Annotated in this window: 12 protein-coding genes; 1 reads left to right on the top strand and 11 read right to left on the bottom strand. The window is 64.0% G+C overall.

The features are described 5' to 3' along the window. Positions 1-15: 15 nt before the first annotated feature. Complete coding sequence (locus tag AC22G6_RS05070) at positions 16-3,591, bottom strand: indolepyruvate ferredoxin oxidoreductase family protein (RefSeq protein ID WP_487365931.1); 3,576 nt, start codon at positions 3,589-3,591, stop codon at positions 16-18. Between the two features lie 444 nt (positions 3,592-4,035). On the opposite strand from AC22G6_RS05070, the gene AC22G6_RS05065 reads away from it, so the two are divergent. Beyond that, positions 4,036-5,379 (top strand): sodium-dependent transporter, encoded by a 1,344-nt coding sequence (locus tag AC22G6_RS05065; RefSeq protein ID WP_487365874.1) that lies wholly within the window; start codon positions 4,036-4,038, stop codon positions 5,377-5,379. A gap of 57 nt (positions 5,380-5,436) precedes the next feature. Here the strand turns inward: AC22G6_RS05065 and AC22G6_RS05060 are convergent, their stop codons facing one another. From AC22G6_RS05060 to rpe, 10 genes are all read right to left on the bottom strand, one after another. After that, positions 5,437-5,895, bottom strand: a complete 459-nt coding sequence (locus tag AC22G6_RS05060; RefSeq protein WP_108971201.1) for an Lrp/AsnC family transcriptional regulator — start codon at positions 5,893-5,895, stop codon at positions 5,437-5,439. Between the two features lie 85 nt (positions 5,896-5,980). Beyond that, the gene (locus tag AC22G6_RS05055; RefSeq protein WP_487365873.1) at positions 5,981-6,325 is read right to left on the bottom strand and encodes an FKBP-type peptidyl-prolyl cis-trans isomerase; all 345 of its coding nucleotides are present in this window, start codon (positions 6,323-6,325) and stop codon (positions 5,981-5,983) included. A gap of 35 nt (positions 6,326-6,360) precedes the next feature. After that, positions 6,361-6,924 (bottom strand): peptide-methionine (S)-S-oxide reductase MsrA, encoded by a 564-nt coding sequence (gene msrA / locus AC22G6_RS05050; protein WP_487365872.1) that lies wholly within the window; start codon positions 6,922-6,924, stop codon positions 6,361-6,363. Between the two features lie 145 nt (positions 6,925-7,069). Then, positions 7,070-11,059, bottom strand: coding sequence for a translocation/assembly module TamB domain-containing protein (locus AC22G6_RS05045; RefSeq protein WP_487365871.1), 3,990 nt, complete (start codon positions 11,057-11,059; stop codon positions 7,070-7,072). A gap of 3 nt (positions 11,060-11,062) precedes the next feature. Then, on the bottom strand, positions 11,063-11,851 hold the full coding sequence (gene trpC / locus AC22G6_RS05040; RefSeq protein WP_487365870.1) for an indole-3-glycerol phosphate synthase TrpC: 789 nt from the start codon (positions 11,849-11,851) through the stop codon (positions 11,063-11,065). Continuing rightward, the gene (gene trpD / locus AC22G6_RS05035) at positions 11,851-12,882 is read right to left on the bottom strand and encodes an anthranilate phosphoribosyltransferase (protein WP_199915305.1); all 1,032 of its coding nucleotides are present in this window, start codon (positions 12,880-12,882) and stop codon (positions 11,851-11,853) included. Before trpD ends, trpC begins: the two co-directional genes overlap by 1 nt. 23 nt (positions 12,883-12,905) lie before the next feature. Continuing rightward, on the bottom strand, positions 12,906-13,493 hold the full coding sequence (locus AC22G6_RS05030) for an aminodeoxychorismate/anthranilate synthase component II (protein WP_487365869.1): 588 nt from the start codon (positions 13,491-13,493) through the stop codon (positions 12,906-12,908). Positions 13,494-13,507: 14 nt separating this feature from the next. After that, positions 13,508-14,980 carry an anthranilate synthase component I gene (trpE, locus tag AC22G6_RS05025; protein WP_487365868.1) on the bottom strand — a complete coding sequence of 491 codons (1,473 nt, stop codon included), beginning with the start codon at positions 14,978-14,980 and terminating at the stop codon, positions 13,508-13,510. A 245-nt stretch (positions 14,981-15,225) separates the two neighbouring features. Continuing rightward, a complete protein-coding gene (locus AC22G6_RS05020; RefSeq protein WP_487365867.1) occupies positions 15,226-15,903 on the bottom strand; it encodes a phosphoglycolate phosphatase in 678 nt (225 codons plus the stop codon). Next, the gene (gene rpe, locus AC22G6_RS05015; RefSeq protein WP_487365866.1) at positions 15,900-16,595 is read right to left on the bottom strand and encodes a ribulose-phosphate 3-epimerase; all 696 of its coding nucleotides are present in this window, start codon (positions 16,593-16,595) and stop codon (positions 15,900-15,902) included. The genes AC22G6_RS05020 and rpe overlap by 4 nt, the downstream gene beginning before the upstream one ends. Positions 16,596-16,608: the final 13 nt, after the last annotated feature.

Raw genomic sequence — 16,608 nt, 5'->3', positions numbered from 1 at the left:
CACTGACAGGAAGGCTTAGCCTGCAATCACCGCAATCGTCTTGCGCGCCTTCCCGCCGACAGTTGCCGCAAGCGGCTGACGCGATTGAAACGCCGCAAGCAGTGCAGCCTCGCGCTTCCTGGCCTGCGCCAGATAGCGTTCGCGCACATGACCAAAGCCCCGGATCTGCTCCGGCAAGGCAGCGAGCTCGACCGCGGTCTCGTGGTTGGCGAGCTCCAGCCCGCGCAGCAACTCGTCGATCAGCTGCTCGTAGTCCGCAATCAGTTGCCGGTCGAGCTTGCGATCGTGGCTGCGCGCAAAGGGATCGAGCGCGCTGCCGCGAAGATGCCGGAACTTCGTCAGCATCCGCATCGCCTTGAGCATCCAGGGGCCATAGGACTTCTTCTGCAACTCGCCGCTCTGCGGGTCCTTGTCCGCCAGCATCGGCGGCGCAAGATGGAAGACCAGCGAGTAGTCACCTTCGAACTGCTCCTCGACGCGCTTAAGGAAGTCGCTGTCGGTATACAGGCGTGCGACCTCGTACTCATCCTTGTACGCAAGCAGCTTGTAATAGCCGCGTGCCACGGCCTCGGTCAGCAGCGTAATGCCCGGCATCACCTGCGCCTCGGCAGCGCGCACGCGATCGACGAGCCTGGTGTAACGGGCTGCATACGCGGCATTCTGGTAATCGGTCAGCTGGGCCTGGCGACGGGCGATCACCTCGTCGACGGTGGTCGAGAGGGTGTGGTGGGCAGGCTTGCCATGCTGCGGCTTCGCCGCCTCGCTCACGGCATTCAGATCCACTGCGGCCCGACGCCCCCACTGGAACGCTGCCTTGTTTGCCGCCACCGCGGCACCGTTGATCTCGATTGCACGCAGAATGGCATCGTCGCTCAGCGGCACCAGCCCCTTTTGCCAGGCATAGCCGAGCATGAACAGATTGGTGGCAATCGCATCCCCCAGCAGGCTGGTCGCCAGACGGGAGGCATCGATGAACTCGGCCGCCTCGGCACCCACGGCCTCGACGATCTGCTGCTCCATCGAACCGGCCGGGAACTGCGGATCCGGCACTTTCATGGCATCGCCACTGCGGGCCTGAGCCGCAAAGCCGCGCACGAACTCGCTGGTCATGGATTGATCGCGGTTGATCACGACCCGCGTGTGGCCGTTGCGCATCTTCGCCAGCGACTCGTCGCTCGCGGCCACGACCAGGTCGCAGCCGATCACGGCATTGGCTTCGCCAGCCGCCACACGCGCAGCAAACAGCATGTCCTGACGGTCGGCGATGCGAACATGCGACCACACCGCGCCGCCCTTCTGCGCCAGTCCGGCCATGTCGAGCACCGAGATGCCTTTGCCTTCGAGGTGGGCGGCCATGCCGAGCAAGGCTGCAATCGTCACCACGCCAGTGCCGCCGACACCCGTTACCAGAATGCCCCACGGCGCTGCAGTGGAAGGCAGTTGCGGGCGCGGCAAGTCATCCGTCCCTTGCGACGCACTGGCCTTGCCCTTGCGCAGCTTGCCCCCCTCGATGGTGACGAAGCTCGGGCAGAAGCCCTTGATGCAGGAGAAATCCTTGTTGCAGGAGGACTGATCGATCGTGCGCTTGCGGCCGAACTCGGTCTCGACCGAGCTGACCGACATGCAGTTCGACTTGTCGCTGCAGTCGCCGCAACCTTCACAAACGAGGTCGTTGATCACCACCCGCTTCGCCGGATCGGGGAAGGTCCCGCGCTTCCTGCGCCTGCGCTTCTCGGCAGCACAGGTTTGATCGTAGATCAGCGCGCTCACGCCCGGCACCGTGCGCAGCTCGCGCTGCACCGCATCGAGTTCGTCGCGGTGGCGGATGGGAATGCCATGCGGCAGGTCGGACGGGCCATAGGCGCGCCCGGTACCGTCATTGACCACGACGATATTGTTCACGCCCTCCGCCTGGAGCTGGCGGGCGATGATGGGTACCGACAGCGTGCCGTCATGAGGCTGACCGCCCGTCATCGCCACCGCATCGTTATAGAGAATCTTGTAGGTGATGTTCACCCTTGCGGCCACGGCTGCGCGGATCGCCAGAATGCCCGAGTGCATGTAGGTGCCGTCGCCGAGGTTGGCGAACACATGCGGCGTGCTGGTGAAGGGCGACTGCCCCACCCATGGCACCCCCTCGCCCCCCATCTGGCAGAAGGTCTGGGTGGATTCCGGCGACAGCCAGGTCGCCATGTAGTGGCACCCAATACCGGCGAGGGCACGCGAGCCCTGCGGCACCTTGGTCGAGGTGTTGTGCGGACAGCCCGAGCAGTAGTGCGGTACGCGCGCCATCGAAAGACGCGGGCGCGCGAGCGCTGCTTCCTTGGCATCGAAGAAGGCCAGACGCGCCTTGATCCGGTCCGAGGTATGGAAACGGGCGATACGCGCCGCAATCACCCGCGCCACCATCGCCGGCGTCAACTCGCCCGCCGCGGGCAGCAGCCACTCGCTGTGCGGCAGTGCCCACTCGCCTTTCTCGTCGAACTTGCCGATCACCCGTGGGCGGACCTGCTCGTTCCAGTTGTAGAGCTCCTCCTTGAGCTGATACTCGAGGAACTGGCGCTTCTCCTCGATCACCAGGATCTCTTCCAGCCCGTCGGCGAACTTGCGCACGCCCTCGGCCTCGAGCGGCCACACCATGCCGACCTTGTACACCCGCAGACCGATGTCGGCCGCGATCCTGTCGTCGATACCGAGATCATCCAGCGCCTGGCGGACATCGAGGTAGCTCTTGCCGCTGGTGATGATGCCGAGCCGGGCATTGGGGCTGTCGATCACCGTACGGTTGAGCCCGTTGGCACGGCAGTAGGCCAGTGCGGCATACAGCTTGTGATGGAGCAGACGCTTCTCCTGCACCAGCGGCGGATCGGGCCAGCGCAGGTTGAGCCCGTCTTCCGGCAGCGGAAAATCGTTCGGAATCACTGTCCTGACCTTGAACGGGTCAACATCGACTGAGGCCGAGGTCTCCACGGTGTCGGTCAGGGCCTTGAATGCGACCCAGCATCCCGAGTAGCGCGACAGGGCGAAACCGTGCAGGCCGTACTCGAGGTACTCCTGGATGCCGGCGGGTGCGAGCACCGGCATCATCAGCGCCTTGAACACATGCTCGGTCTGATGCGGCAGCGTGGACGACTTGGCAGCGTGGTCGTCGCCAGCAATCACCAGCACGCCACCGTGCTTCGAAGTGCCGGCGGCATTGGCATGACGGAACACGTCGCCGGTACGGTCAACGCCGGGGCCCTTGCCATACCAGATCGAGAACACGCCATCGTAGAGCGCATTGGGATCAAGGCTTACCTGCTGCGTCCCCCACACCGCGGTTGCAGCCAGATCTTCGTTGAGGCCGGCCTGAAAGCGGATATGCATCGGCTCGAGATACTTCTTCGCCCGCCAGAACTCCTGGTCCACATTGCCCAGAGGCGAACCGCGATAGCCGGACACAAAGCCGGCGGTATTCAGGCCGGCCGCCTCGTCGCGCATGCGCTGCATCATTGGCAACCTGACCAGGGCCTGGATGCCGGTCATCCAGGCACGACCTTCCTTCACGGTGTATTTGTCGTCGAGCGAAACGGGGGGCAGTGTATTGAGCATCATGTCTGTGGGGTCGTTGCGCCCGGTCGCCTGCGCTTGTGGCGCGACGCCCCGCCTGCGGCCCCTGTCTCCTTGTTGGTGGCGTTCTCGTGGGGTGCGCCTCATGAACCGACGCAGGTACATGCTAAGGAGACATGCGAGAAAAATTTATCCTCATTTGGCGGCTTTCATGCACCTATAAGAAATATCTTTTCGCACATCAGTAATTACTATCCAGCCACTTCGCATCAGGCTCACGACCATGGTGCGGAGAAATGACAGGGCTGACGGCCGGCAAGCGATGTCAAACACACGCCTGCTGCAGCCTTGCGCACTGCGCCACAAGTGCGGTGTCACCAGAAAAACAGAAGGAGACTTTCGTGAATCGAACCATCCCGGGCACCGCTTGCCTGCCCTTGCTGTTATTGTCTCGCCCCTTGAATATCTGCCAACAGGAGCGATGACATGGCAAAGACCCACACCCATGCACAGTGGTCCTCCCGGATGGGCTTCGTGCTTGCAGCCACCGGCTCCGCTGTCGGCCTCGGCAACATCTGGAAATTCCCCTACATGATCGGCCAGAGCGGTGGCGCTGCCTTCGTGCTGGTCTATCTGGCCTGTATCGCGATGATCGGGCTGCCCATTCTCGTGTCCGAATGGATGATCGGCCGGCGCGGCCAGAAGAACCCGATCAACACCATGTCCGAAGTCGCAGCCGCCAACGGACGCAGCCGCAACTGGGCCGTCGTCGGTGCAACCGGCGTTCTTGGCGCGTTCCTGATCCTGTCGTTCTACAGCGTGATCGGCGGCTGGGCCCTGTCCTACATGGGCGACATGGCCAGTGGCAACTTCAACGGCATGGACAAGGACGCAGTTGGTGGCGCATTCACCGCCTTCCTGGCCGACCCCGGCAGCCTGCTGGTGTGGCATTCGGTATTCATGGCACTGACCGTGGGTGTTGTCGCCATGGGCGTTTCGGGCGGCCTGGAGCGCGCATCCAAGCTGATGATGCCGGCGCTGGGCATCCTGCTCATGGTGCTCGTTGCCTACGGCACCACGACCGGCGGCTTCGGGGCGGCAGTTCAGTATCTGTTCAACCCCGACTGGAGCAAGCTCGACGGCAAGGTGGTCCTGGCCGCGCTCGGCCACGCCTTCTTCACCCTGTCACTCGGCATGGGCATCATGATGGCCTACGGCTCCTATCTCGGCCAGGACGTCAATCTGCTGCGCACCGCGCGCACCGTCGTGCTGATGGATACCGTGATCGCGATTGCGGCCGGACTGGCGATCTTTCCCATCGTATTCGCCAACGGCCTCGACCCCGCTGCGGGCCCCGGCCTGATCTTTGTCACGCTGCCGCTGGCCTTCGGCAATATCTCCGGTGGTCTGGTACTGGGTACGATCTTCTTCCTGCTCCTGACCTTTGCCGCGCTCACCTCGGCCATCTCGCTGCTCGAGCCCGTGGTGGAGCTGGTCGAAGAGCGCACGCCGCTCAGCCGTCTCGGCGCGACCGCGGTCGCCGGCATGGCCACCTGGGCACTGGGCATCGCAGCCCTGCTGTCCTTCAATGTGTGGGGAGATGTGCTGATCTTTGGTCTGAACATCTTTGACCTGCTTGATCAGCTGACCAGCAAGTTCCTGCTGCCCCTGACCGGACTCGGCGCGATCGTCTTTGCGGCCTGGTATCTCGACCGCGACAGCGTACGCAAGGAGCTGGGGCTTTCGGCCGGCGCCTTCGGTGTGTGGTCCTTCGTGGCCCGCTTCGTGGCACCGGCTGGCGTGCTGATCGTGTTCGTCAGCAACCTCTGAGCAAAAAAACAGGACGGCACCACACCGGTGCCGCCCACATTCAGCAGCCCTGCCCGCTCATAGCGGCAGGGCTGTTTCGTTCTTGATCTCGCGCAGCGCCACGCTCGAATGGGTGACATCGATCTCGGGGATCTTGAGCAGGAAATTGTGCATGAAGGACGAAAACGCCTCCAGGCTCGGCAGATAGAGCTTGAGCAGACAGTCGGTCTCGCCAAGCAGTTCGTAGCACTCGACAACCTCGTTGCAGCCCTTGACCACCTGCTCGAAGCGGTCGAGCACATCGGCACTGTGCTGCTTGAGCTTCACCCGCACCCACACGCAGGTGCCAAGGCCGAGCTTTTGCCGATCGACCAGCGCAACATAGCCGCGGATCAGTCCGGCCTCCTCCATCTCCTTCACCCGCCGCCAGCATGGCGAAGGGGACATGCCGACCTTGTCAGCCAGCGCCTGGGTGCTGAGGGTGGAGTCTTTCTGCAGCAGCGAAAGAATGCGCAACTGGGTCTGGTCGAGTTTCATGCCATCCACTCTTGCACGCCCCACACGGGGCACGATATGCGATGAAAACGCGCGGGCACCTTCACCTGCGAAGCCCGCACGACGCTCAGATGACCTTCAGCAACTCGACCTCGAAGACCAGCGTCGCGTTGGGCGGAATCACGCCACCGGCACCACGCAAGCCGTAACCCAGCGCCGGCGGAATGGTCAGCTTGCGTTTGCCGCCGACCTGCATGCCCTCGACACCTTCGTCCCAGCCACGGATCACATGCCCCTTGCCGAGCGGAAAGTTGAACGGATCGTTGCGATCCTTGCTCGAGTCGAACTTGCTGCCATCAGTCAGCCAACCCGTGTAATGCACCGAAACCATCTGCCCCTTGCTTGCAGTGTCGCCGCTGCCGACTTCGATATCTTCGATGATCAGGCCGCTGGCCGTGGTGGTCTGGGTCATGCGCGTCTCCAGGCTGGAATGTAAAGGCTGGGATTTTAACTGTCCCGACGCCTGCGACTGGCAAACTTCTCGCGGAACTTCGAGACCTTGGGTGCAACAACGTACTGGCAGTAGGGCTGATCGCTGTGATTGGCGTAGTACTCGTGGTGCTCGACCTCCGCCGGCCAGAACGGCACTGAGCGCTCGACCCGGGTGACGATCGCGTGTGGGTAGATGCGTGCTTCCCCGAGCTCTTCGATCAGCGCAAGGGCGACGTGCAACTGCTCGTCGTCATTGACGAAGATCACCGAACGATACTGACTGCCGATGTCATTGCCCTGGCGGTTGAGCGTGGTCGGGTCGTGGATGACGAAGAAGATCTCCAGCAGGTCGCGGTAACTGACCTTTGCCGGATCGAACTCAAGCTTCACCACTTCGGCATGGCCAGTCGTGCCCTCGCACACCTGACGATATGCCGGCGCGTCGACATGACCGCCGGCATAGCCGGATGTCACTGACACCACGCCCTCAACCTCGCGAAATACCGCCTCAAGACACCAGAAGCAGCCGCCACCAAGAATGGCGGTTTCAAGCGTCGTGGGCTCCATCGTGTTCGTCATCGTTCATCCTCATGAAGTTCGGCAACAAGTCCTGCATCCGGAAGGCTCTTACCCGGCATCGCAAGCCCGCGATTTCCGGTCCTTCCAGTAGTGTGACCGCAGCACGGCAATTTCATTCGTGTCATCCGTCATCTGTCTGCAAGAATCAACGGAAGGAAAAAGTGTAGTAGATGTCGACCGCGTTGTCGGTACCACCCCGCGCGACCACCGACACCCGGCGCCCGAGCTGGTAGGTCAGCTTGACCAGCGACTCGGCGCCACCGAGGCTTTGTTCGAAGGACAGTACCAGATCAGAGCTCAGACGTTTACCCACGCTCAACACCTGCCCCGCCACGGTGGGACCACTGCTGATGCGCGAGCCGCTGCCCAGCACCCGGCTGCTCGCCGAACGCGAGGCGCTGTTGAGCTCACCCTGGCCAATCGAGAAGCTGTCGAAACCGAGACTGCGTGACAGCTCCTCGGTCATGCCGCCGCCACTGCCGCCGAGCAGGGCCTGCGCAGCCGGCACCAGCAGCGCCAGATCGGCGCCGCCGCTTGCATCCGGCGCACGGCCGAGCACGATCCAGGAGAGTTTTTCCGGGTCGGGCACCGCGGGGTCGGACACCAGCTTCACCTGCGGACGTCTGGCGCTGCCGCTGATCGACACCCCGGCCTCCACCTCCAGCCCCTTGCGCAGGGCGACGATATTCAGCCCCGGGTTGTCGACAGGCCCCTGGAAGTTGATCAGCCCGCGCTCGATGCTCAGGCGTTGACCATAGCCCTGATAACTCCCTCCCACTGTGGAAATGGAACCAACGGCATTGAGCGGCACCCCGGGGGCCATGCGCAATTCGAGCGCACCGGCGAGCCGGGTATCGACGCCCATCGCCGACAGGTAGAGCGCATCGCCAAGCTTTACACCGAGACGCACGGTGAGCGCGAATCCACCCGGCGCAGACGGCTGACGACCAAGGACGACGACATCGTCTGAAAGACTGGGCGGGGGCGAATCGTCGATTGAGAAGAAGCCCGCATCGGCGCGAAAGTCCGCATCGAGGTCCAGCGAGGTCCAGGTCGAATGCGCACGCCCCTTGCCCGACAGAATCAGCCAGCGATCCTCACGCTGCAGCAGGGGCAACCGGTCGGCCTCAAAGTTGAAGAGCCCCTTGCCCGATTCGAGAGCGATTTCGCCCGAGGCACTGAGATGTCCGGGCGTTGCGGTCAGCGCCTCAAACGGCACCCGGCTGTCTCGCGGCTTCACCCGGTTGGCCGACACGAAGCGCAGCGTGGACAGGCGCAGGCGGTCGCGGTCGAAATCTGCAACGAGCTCGCCACCGGACAGCACCAGCCCCTGATCGACGAGCGCGAACTGCAGATCACGTCCGTTGATGCTTCCGCTGGCGACAGGCGCATCGGGCGTACCCGACACGGAGAACACCGCATCGAGGCTGCCCGCAGTCTCCACGTTCTCCCGCATCAGACGCCCGACCCAGGCAATGGAAGGCATTTTCAGGCGCGCAGACCCCAGCAGCGGGGACCTCTGCGCAAGCTGCCACGCGCCCGACTGGGTGCGTTCAGCCAGCGCGGTAAACGAGCCGGAGAGTTCTCCCAGTTCCGTTCCGAGCGCACCGAGCGACAAGGCCAGACGATTGCCACGCGCAATCAGCCGCGCTTCGAAGCTCTCGAGGCCAAGCCGGGTGCCGATCTCACCGCTGACGACCAGATCGCCCGACTCGCGAAACAGGCGCGCTTCGCCCTCGACCGTATCGGCCAGCCGCACATCCCACTCGGCGCCCAGCACCAGCGGGCCCGCCCCACGCCTCGGACGCCCTTCCGGGCGCGAAACCAGACCGAAGGCGAGGCCCGTCAGCGAGCCCTTGATGGCGCTGCCTTTTGGCGACCAGCGCGTCTCGTCGAGCCGTATCTGCCCCTTCTCTCCGGCTTCGAGCACCGCCGCGCCCAGACTCACCTCATCGCTGCCAAGCGACAACGCTGCAGGAGCCTGCAACTGCGAGACGAATCGCCCCAGGGTTTCCAGGCTCGACAGCGTTCCTTGCCACCTCGGCGGCGCGCCATCCGGCACCGTCAGCCCGCCCTCAAGCGCAAGACTCAGCTCGTCCGCCTCGGCGCCGTTCACACTGAGCTCAATGCGATGGCGATCGCGTCTGCCGTCCGCCGATATCCGTACCGCCGACACCCAGTCGGCCTCAACGCCCACCGCGCCGACGCTCGACACACCGACCGACAACGTGAATGGCCCATCGACGCCAGCGGCCAGACGGCCCTGCCCGTTAAGGCCCCCAATCCTGACATCGCCCGGCAGACGCAGCTTCTCGCCGAAGAACTGCAGCGATCCGGCAGGTGCCTTGGTGCCGCCGGTGAGTTCGCCCTCGGCCCCCGCACGTCCGCTCAGTCCGTATCCGAGTTGAGCCAGCGCAGGCGCATCGACGGAAATCCGAAGGCGATCGGCAACACGCCCCCAGTCACCTTCCGCACGCAGGCGGTTACCGGCGAGGTCGAGCATGAGCGAAACATCCGAAAAGGACTCTCCGCGCACCTTGAGGCGACCATTCCCCGACAGCGCATGCCCCTCGAACGCGCTGTTAAGCAGCTTGAACTGCGCTGACACCGCAGGCTCTGCAGCCAGCACGCCCTCGGCATCAAGGTCCAGATTGAGGCGCGCGACCGGCGCAGCTGGGTGGAACTTCCGGGGGTCGACCTGGCGCAATTGCCCGGTCAGCTTGAATCGCTGTCCCGCACCGGGTGCAGCCTCTGCCTCCAGCACCCCGCTTGCGTCCACTCGCGCATCGCCTGCGCTCAGCTTGACCGACGCGGTTTGCCGCGCTTCACTCCCTTCGGCCTCGACACGGCCCGCAAGCACCTGCTTCGGCAAACGACCGTCAATGCGTGAAGTATCGATGCCGGCAATCTCAAGCAACATCGTCAGGCGTCCAAGCCCGGCGCCCGGCCCTGAACCTGCCGCCTCAGGGGCCGGCGCGGACTCGCCCGCAGGTGGCGTCCACGCCATTGCGCCGGCAATCTTTCCAGCGCCGGGCAGACGCACATCGAGTTCATCGACACGGGCGCCCTGCGCAGACCAGGCAAGCGTGCCGCCAAGGCTTTCAAGCGGCAGCCCCCCGGCATCAAGCGCAGCAGGACGCGCGTTGCGAATGGAGAACGGGCCGCTCAGGCTCAAGCCCTCAGTCGCACCCGCCAGCAAGCGCGCATCCAGTCGCAGCAGCGCTTTGGGGGCGGAAGGGACGAACATGGATGGATCGAGCTCACCAAGCGCGAGCTCAAGCGCTCGCAAGGGCACGTCGGCGAACGGCGTCGCCTCGACCCGCCCCTCACCGCTCAGCCCGGCGCCATTCGCGCGCAGCTTGAGCACTGGCTCGGCCAGCACACCGTCGGCATCCAGCTCAATGCGGTAATCGCGGGCCTCGGCTGCGAGCGCAATGCCCTCAGGCACCTGCGCGGCATCGATGCGGCCCTCAAGCGCCGCCCTGAATTCGAGCGCGAAAGGTGCCTCGGTGTCGATCCCACCCGTCAGGCTGAGCTTGCCGAACGGCAACGCTGCATCGAGTTGCTGCAAGCGGTGACGCTTGCCGTCGCTGTCGAGCGCAAGCGTGACAGCACTGGCGCTGAATACGCTGGCGGAGTCCGAAGACAGCGGCTCACCGGCCGCGACCTGATGAACCGTCAGCGATTCCACGCTGATGCGCGACACCTGCAGCCCGACCGGAAGGCGCAGATGGTCAGGCAGGCTCAGCGGAGGCGACGGCTCGTCGCTTGCGCGTGTGCGCACATCGAGCTTGCCGAGCGTAAGTTGCGAGACTACGACGCGGCGTGAAAGCAGGTCCCGTGGCGCCCAGTCCAGCTTCAGCGCCTCGAGTTCGAGCTCAAGATCGGGCATGCCCAAGGCGAGATCATCGACTTCAAGCGGGCCGATCAGGCGCCCGCGAACCTCGCCCAGCGTGAGCACGTCCGGCGTCGCCGACCTGACGAGGCTGGCAACCGCCTTCAGACCGGACTCGGTTGCCAGCCCCCAGCCCAGCACTGCAAAAAGCCCGAAGACCGCAGCACATGCAATGGCAAACACGCGCCGCCAGAGACGGCGGGATTGCGGGAGATCTGCTGCGGGCTCGGGGTCGTTCATAGGCTAGCCAAACAGGGCGCGCAGCCCCTGACCCGGGTCGGGCACCCGCATGAAGGCTTCACCGACCAGAAAGGCATTCACACCCTTGCCACGCATCAGGCTCACATCCTCCGGTCGCAGGATTCCCGACTCGGTGACCACGATGCGATCAGCGGGGATGGCCGACAGCAGATCGAGCGTGGTCTGCAAGGAGACCTCGAACGTGCGCAGATTGCGGTTGTTGATGCCGACCAGCGGCGTCTGCAACTGCAGCGCCTGTTCGAGCTCGGTACCATCGTGCACCTCGACCAGCACGGACATGCCGAGCGCGCTCGCAATCGACTCCATCTCGCGCATCTGCGCAAGATCGAGGCAGGCGGCGATCAGCAGAATGGCGTCCGCGCCCATGGCACGCGCTTCAAACACCTGGTACGGATCGACCAGAAAATCCTTGCGCAACACCGGCAGCGCGCACGCCGCCCGCGCCGCCTGCAGGTATTCCGGCGCGCCCTGAAAGAAGGGTCTGTCGGTCAGCACCGACAGACAGGCCGCGCCCGCCTGCTCGTAGGCGCGTGCGATCTCGGCAGGGCGGAAGTCCTCGCGGATCACGCCTTTGGACGGGCTCGCCTTCTTGATCTCGGAAATCACCGCAGCACTGCCCGCGGCGATTTTGTCGCGAATGGCGCCGACAAAATCGCGAGCTGCCGGTTGCGCTTCAGCCTCGGCGCGAATCGTGCCCAGCGGTTTGAGCGCGCTTGCCGCAGCGACCTCTTCGACCTTGACCGCGCAGATCTTGTTCAGGATGTCGCTCATCAGGCGGCCCCGAAACGGCGTGTGTACTGCACGAACTCGTCCAGTTTGGCGCGCGCCGCACCGCTGGCAATGATCTCGCGCGCACGGACGATGCCATCGTCGATCGAATCGGCAAGGTTGGCGGTATACAGCGCCACACCGGCGTTGAACACCACGATCTCGCACGCCGGGCCGGGCTCGTTATCCAGCGCACCCAGCAAGGTACGACGCGATTCGTCGGCATCTTCGACCCGCAGGTTGCGGCTGCCCACCATGGCCAGACCGAAGTCTTCCGGATGAATCTCATACTCGGTGATCTGATCGTCCTTCAGTTCAGCCACCAGCGTGCCCGAACCAAGGCTGACCTCATCCATGCCATCAAGTCCGTGCACGACCAGCACATGGTTGGCGCCGAGGCGCTGCATCACACGCGCCTGGATGCCGACGAGATCGGGGTGAAAGACGCCCATCAGGGTATTGGGCGCACCCGCCGGATTGGTCAGCGGCCCGAGGATATTGAAGATGGTGCGCACGCCCATCTCGCGCCGCACCGGGGCGACGTTCTTCATCGCACTGTGGTGATTGGGCGCGAACATGAAGCCGATGCCGGTCGCCTCGATACACTCACCAACCTGCTCGGCGCTCAGTGCCAGATTCACGCCCAGGGCTTCGAGCACATCTGCGCTGCCCGACTTCGACGATACGCCGCGATTGCCATGCTTGGCCACGCGCGCACCGGCAGCTGCCGCCACAAACATGGTCGCGGTCGAGATGTTGAAAGTGTGCGTGCCATCACCACCGGTGCCGACCACGTCCAGGAAGTGATCGTGCGGCGGGTTCACCACCACCTTGGTGGCCAACTCGCGCATCACTGTCGCCGCAGCGGTAATCTCGCTGATGGTTTCCTTCTTGACGCGCAGACCGGTCAGGATGGCGGCAGTCATTACCGGCGAGATTTCACCTGCCATGATCTGGCGCATCAGGGACAGCATCTCGTCAAAGAAAATCTCGCGGTGCTCGATCGTGCGCTGCAGCGCCTGTTGGGCAGTCATCATGATGTTCGTCCTCATGTCGGTCAGGCCGCAGCCGGCAATGAATCGCCGCGGTCGAGGAAATTCCGGAGCAGGTCGTGCCCGCGCTCGGTCAGAATGGATTCGGGGTGGAACTGCACGCCCTCGATATCCAGCGTCTTGTGGCGCACGCCCATGATCTCGCCATCGTCCGTCCAGGCCGTCACTTCAAGACAGTCAGGCAGGCTTTCGCGTTCAATGGCCAGTGAATGATAGCGGGTGCAAATCAACGGATTGGGCAGCCCCCGGAACACGCCCTTGTCGAGATGATGCACCGGCGAAGTCTTGCCGTGCATCAGGCGCTGGGCGTGCACGATGCGGCCACCGAAGGCGGCACCGATGCTCTGATGCCCCAGGCAGACGCCTAGAATCGGCAGTTTGCCGGCGAACTCGCGGATCGCCGCCACCGAGATCCCGGCTTCGGCCGGGGAGCATGGCCCGGGCGAAATCACCAACTGCGCGGGTTGCATGGACGCGATCTGCTCGAGCGTGATCTCGTCGTTGCGGAATACTTTCACCTTGGCGCCCAGTTCGCCGAAGTACTGCACCAGGTTGTAGGTGAAGCTGTCGTAGTTGTCGATCATCAGCAGCATGTCAGTCGTCCTTGTCAGCCTTGAGTATCCAGGCCGCCTTCGGCCATCTCTGCCGCCCGCAGCATCGCACGGGCCTTGCTGTGGGTTTCCTGCCATTCGGCCTCGGGGTCGGAGTCGGCAACGATGCCGGCACCCGCCTGCACGTGAATCTGCCCATCCTTGATCACCGCAGTGCGGATCGCGATTGCCAGATCCATGTCGCCATGGAAGCCGACGTAGCCCACTGCGCCGGCATAGATGCCACGCTTGACCGGCTCAAGCTCGTCGATGATTTCCATCGCCCTCACCTTCGGCGCGCCCGACACCGTCCCGGCGGGGAAGGTCGCGCGCAGCACGGCGAGCGCGTTGAGCCCTTCCTTGAGCTTGCTTTCGACGTTGGACACGATGTGCATCACATGCGAATAGCGTTCGACGGTGAATTGCTCGGTGACCCGCACCGTACCGGTTTCCGACACCCTGCCGGCGTCGTTGCGGCCGAGATCGAGCAGTTGCAGATGCTCCGCGCACTCCTTCTCGTCGGAGAGCAGATCCTTTTCCAGTGCCAGATCCTCGGCCACGGTGGCGCCGCGCTTGCGCGTGCCGGCGATCGGTCGAACGGTGACGTTTTCGTCCTCGAGTCGAACCAGAATCTCGGGAGAAGACCCGACAACATGGAAATCCTCGAGATTGAAGTAGAACATGTAGGGCGACGGGTTCAGCGAGCGGATCGCGCGGTACAGCGCCATCGGGTGCGCAGCAAACGGTTTGCTCATGCGCTGCGACAGCACCACCTGCATGATGTCGCCGTCGACGATGTACTGCTTGGCACGGCGCACCGCGTCCTTGAACGCCTCCTCGCCGAAACTCGACTCCGCCGGGGCCGAGGCCGCGCGGGCTTCGACCGGGACCTGCACCGGCGCACGCAGTCGCCCAAGCAGATCCTGCAGGCGCTTCTGCGCACGCTTGTATGCACCGGGCACCTCGGGCTCGGCATACACCACCAGGGTGAGCTTGCCGGTGAGGTTGTCGACGATCGCAATTTCTTCCGACAGCAGCAGCAGGATGTCCGGGGTACCGAGCGTGTCCTTCTTCTCCGTCTTCGACAGCCTGGGTTCGATGTAGCGCACGGTGTCGTAGCCGAAGCAACCCACCAGGCCACCCGCAAAGCGCGGCAGATGCTCGCGCGGCGGCACCTTGATGCGGTTCATGAACTCGGCAACGAAATTGAGCGGATCACCGTAATCGCGACGTTCGACGAGGCGATTGCCTGTCAGCAGCAGCGCCGAACGGCCATAGACCTCGATACGGGTGGGCGACGAAAGCCCGATGAAGGAGTAGCGCCCGAAGCGCTCACCGCCCTGCACCGACTCCAGCAGGTAGGTGTAGGACTCATTGGCGAGCTTCAGGTAGATCGACAGCGGCGTGTCGAGATCGGCAAAGGTCTCGAGCGTGACCGGAATGCGGTTATAGCCCTCGGCGGCCAGGGCGTTGAATTCTTGTTCGAGCATGGGAGCTCCACTGGGAACGGGTTTGATTCGGACGGGGCACTGCAGGCGGGTGGCGGGTCAATCCGGAGTCCGGGGCAACCGGCGACCCGCAAGGGGTTCGCGTTATTTGTGGCCCACAGGCCAACGCCAGCCGGTCCGCCACGAAGGCTGGAGGCTGAGAGCAAAGGCCGGAGCGAGGGGCGAAACCCTGTTTGCGTGCGTCACGATTCGATCTGTAGTGGAGATGTCTGACGAGGCGAAAAGATTCATGGGCGGTCGATGTGATCCAGCACATGAAGTGCGTTCGATAGTAGCCCATCGCATTCGATACTGTCCACCGGCATGCCTTCGCTATAGCCGTAGGTCACCAGAAGCACCGGCATCCCCGCGCCACGGGCGGCAAGCGCGTCGTTCTGCGAGTCCCCGATCATCAAGGCCTCGGCGGCCTCAACCTGCAGCAGTTCGCAGGCGTGATGCAGCACCGCGGGGTCGGGCTTTTTCACTGGCAGCGTGTCGCCAGTCACGACCGCATCGAAGTACGCGCTGAGCCCCATGCGCTCGAGCAGCGGCAGGGTGAAGTCCCCCGCCTTGTTGGTCACGACGGCAAGCTTGAACCGGCTCTCGCGCAAGGCATCCAGCACCTCGGTAACGCCGGGGTAGATGCGCGTCGTGCGCCCATTGACCAGCGCATAGTGCTGCCGGAATACGGCCATGGCCGTCTCGATCTCCGCCTCGGTCGCGTGCGCATTCTCGGTCATGCAGCGGCGCACGAGGTTGGGCAGGCCCTTGCCGACAAAACTGTGGATCTCGTCCTGGCTGCGCGCCGGCCGGGACAGTTCGGCCAGCATGAGGTTGGCCGCCTCGGCCAGATCGCCAATGGTATCGAGCAGGGTGCCATCGAGATCGAACAGCACCGCCCGCGGCGAGAATCTCCGCCCGCTCATGCCTGCACCGTTGCCAGTTCGGCACGCAGACTGCCGATGATCGAGTCGTAGCGATGGGCGTCGGTGTCCTTGCCTGCACCGAATACCGCCGAACCGGCGACAAAGGTGTCTGCACCGGCACGCGCGATCTCGGCGATGTTGTCGGATTTTACGCCACCATCGATCTCGAGCAGGATGTGGCGTCCGGTTTCGGCCTCGTAGGCCTCGAGTCGCGCACGCGCGGCACGCAGCTTGTTGAGCGTCTCGGGGATGAACTTCTGCCCGCCGAAGCCCGGGTTGACGCTCATCAGCAGGACGACGTCGATCTTGTCCATGACGTGATCGAGGTAGTGCAGCGGCGTGGCGGGGTTGAACACCAGCCCGGCCTGACAACCCGAGTCGCGGATCAGACCCAGGCTGCGATCGATATGCTCTGAGGCCTCGGGGTGAAAGGTGATGATGTTGGCGCCGGCCTTGGCAAAGTCCGGAATGATCCGGTCGACCGGCCGCACCATCAGGTGCACGTCGATCGGCGCCGTGGTCACCGGCCGGATCGCCTCGCACACCAGCGGACCGATGGTGAGGTTGGGCACGTAATGGTTGTCCATCACGTCGAAATGGATCCAGTCGGCACCGGCGGCAACCACATTGCTCACTTCCTCGCCCAGTTTGGCGAAGTTGGCGGAAAGCAGACTGGGGGCGATGCGGAACATTGGCGGACTCCGG

The sequence above is a fragment of the Parazoarcus sp. PS-13 R2A genome, assembly GCF_057621855.1.
This window is presented reverse-complemented; position numbering and strand designations above follow the sequence as displayed.

Coding starts and splice junctions, on each gene's coding strand:
- AC22G6_RS05070 (WP_487365931.1), bottom strand. CDS start 3,591: ATGCTCAATACACTGCCCCCCGTTTCGCTCGACGACAAATACACCGTG.
- AC22G6_RS05065 (WP_487365874.1), top strand. CDS start 4,036: ATGGCAAAGACCCACACCCATGCACAGTGGTCCTCCCGGATGGGCTTC.
- AC22G6_RS05060 (WP_108971201.1), bottom strand. CDS start 5,895: ATGAAACTCGACCAGACCCAGTTGCGCATTCTTTCGCTGCTGCAGAAA.
- AC22G6_RS05055 (WP_487365873.1), bottom strand. CDS start 6,325: ATGACCCAGACCACCACGGCCAGCGGCCTGATCATCGAAGATATCGAA.
- msrA (WP_487365872.1), bottom strand. CDS start 6,924: ATGACGAACACGATGGAGCCCACGACGCTTGAAACCGCCATTCTTGGT.
- AC22G6_RS05045 (WP_487365871.1), bottom strand. CDS start 11,059: ATGAACGACCCCGAGCCCGCAGCAGATCTCCCGCAATCCCGCCGTCTC.
- trpC (WP_487365870.1), bottom strand. CDS start 11,851: ATGAGCGACATCCTGAACAAGATCTGCGCGGTCAAGGTCGAAGAGGTC.
- trpD (WP_199915305.1), bottom strand. CDS start 12,882: ATGACTGCCCAACAGGCGCTGCAGCGCACGATCGAGCACCGCGAGATT.
- AC22G6_RS05030 (WP_487365869.1), bottom strand. CDS start 13,493: ATGCTGCTGATGATCGACAACTACGACAGCTTCACCTACAACCTGGTG.
- trpE (WP_487365868.1), bottom strand. CDS start 14,980: ATGCTCGAACAAGAATTCAACGCCCTGGCCGCCGAGGGCTATAACCGC.
- AC22G6_RS05020 (WP_487365867.1), bottom strand. CDS start 15,903: ATGAGCGGGCGGAGATTCTCGCCGCGGGCGGTGCTGTTCGATCTCGAT.
- rpe (WP_487365866.1), bottom strand. CDS start 16,595: ATGTTCCGCATCGCCCCCAGTCTGCTTTCCGCCAACTTCGCCAAACTG.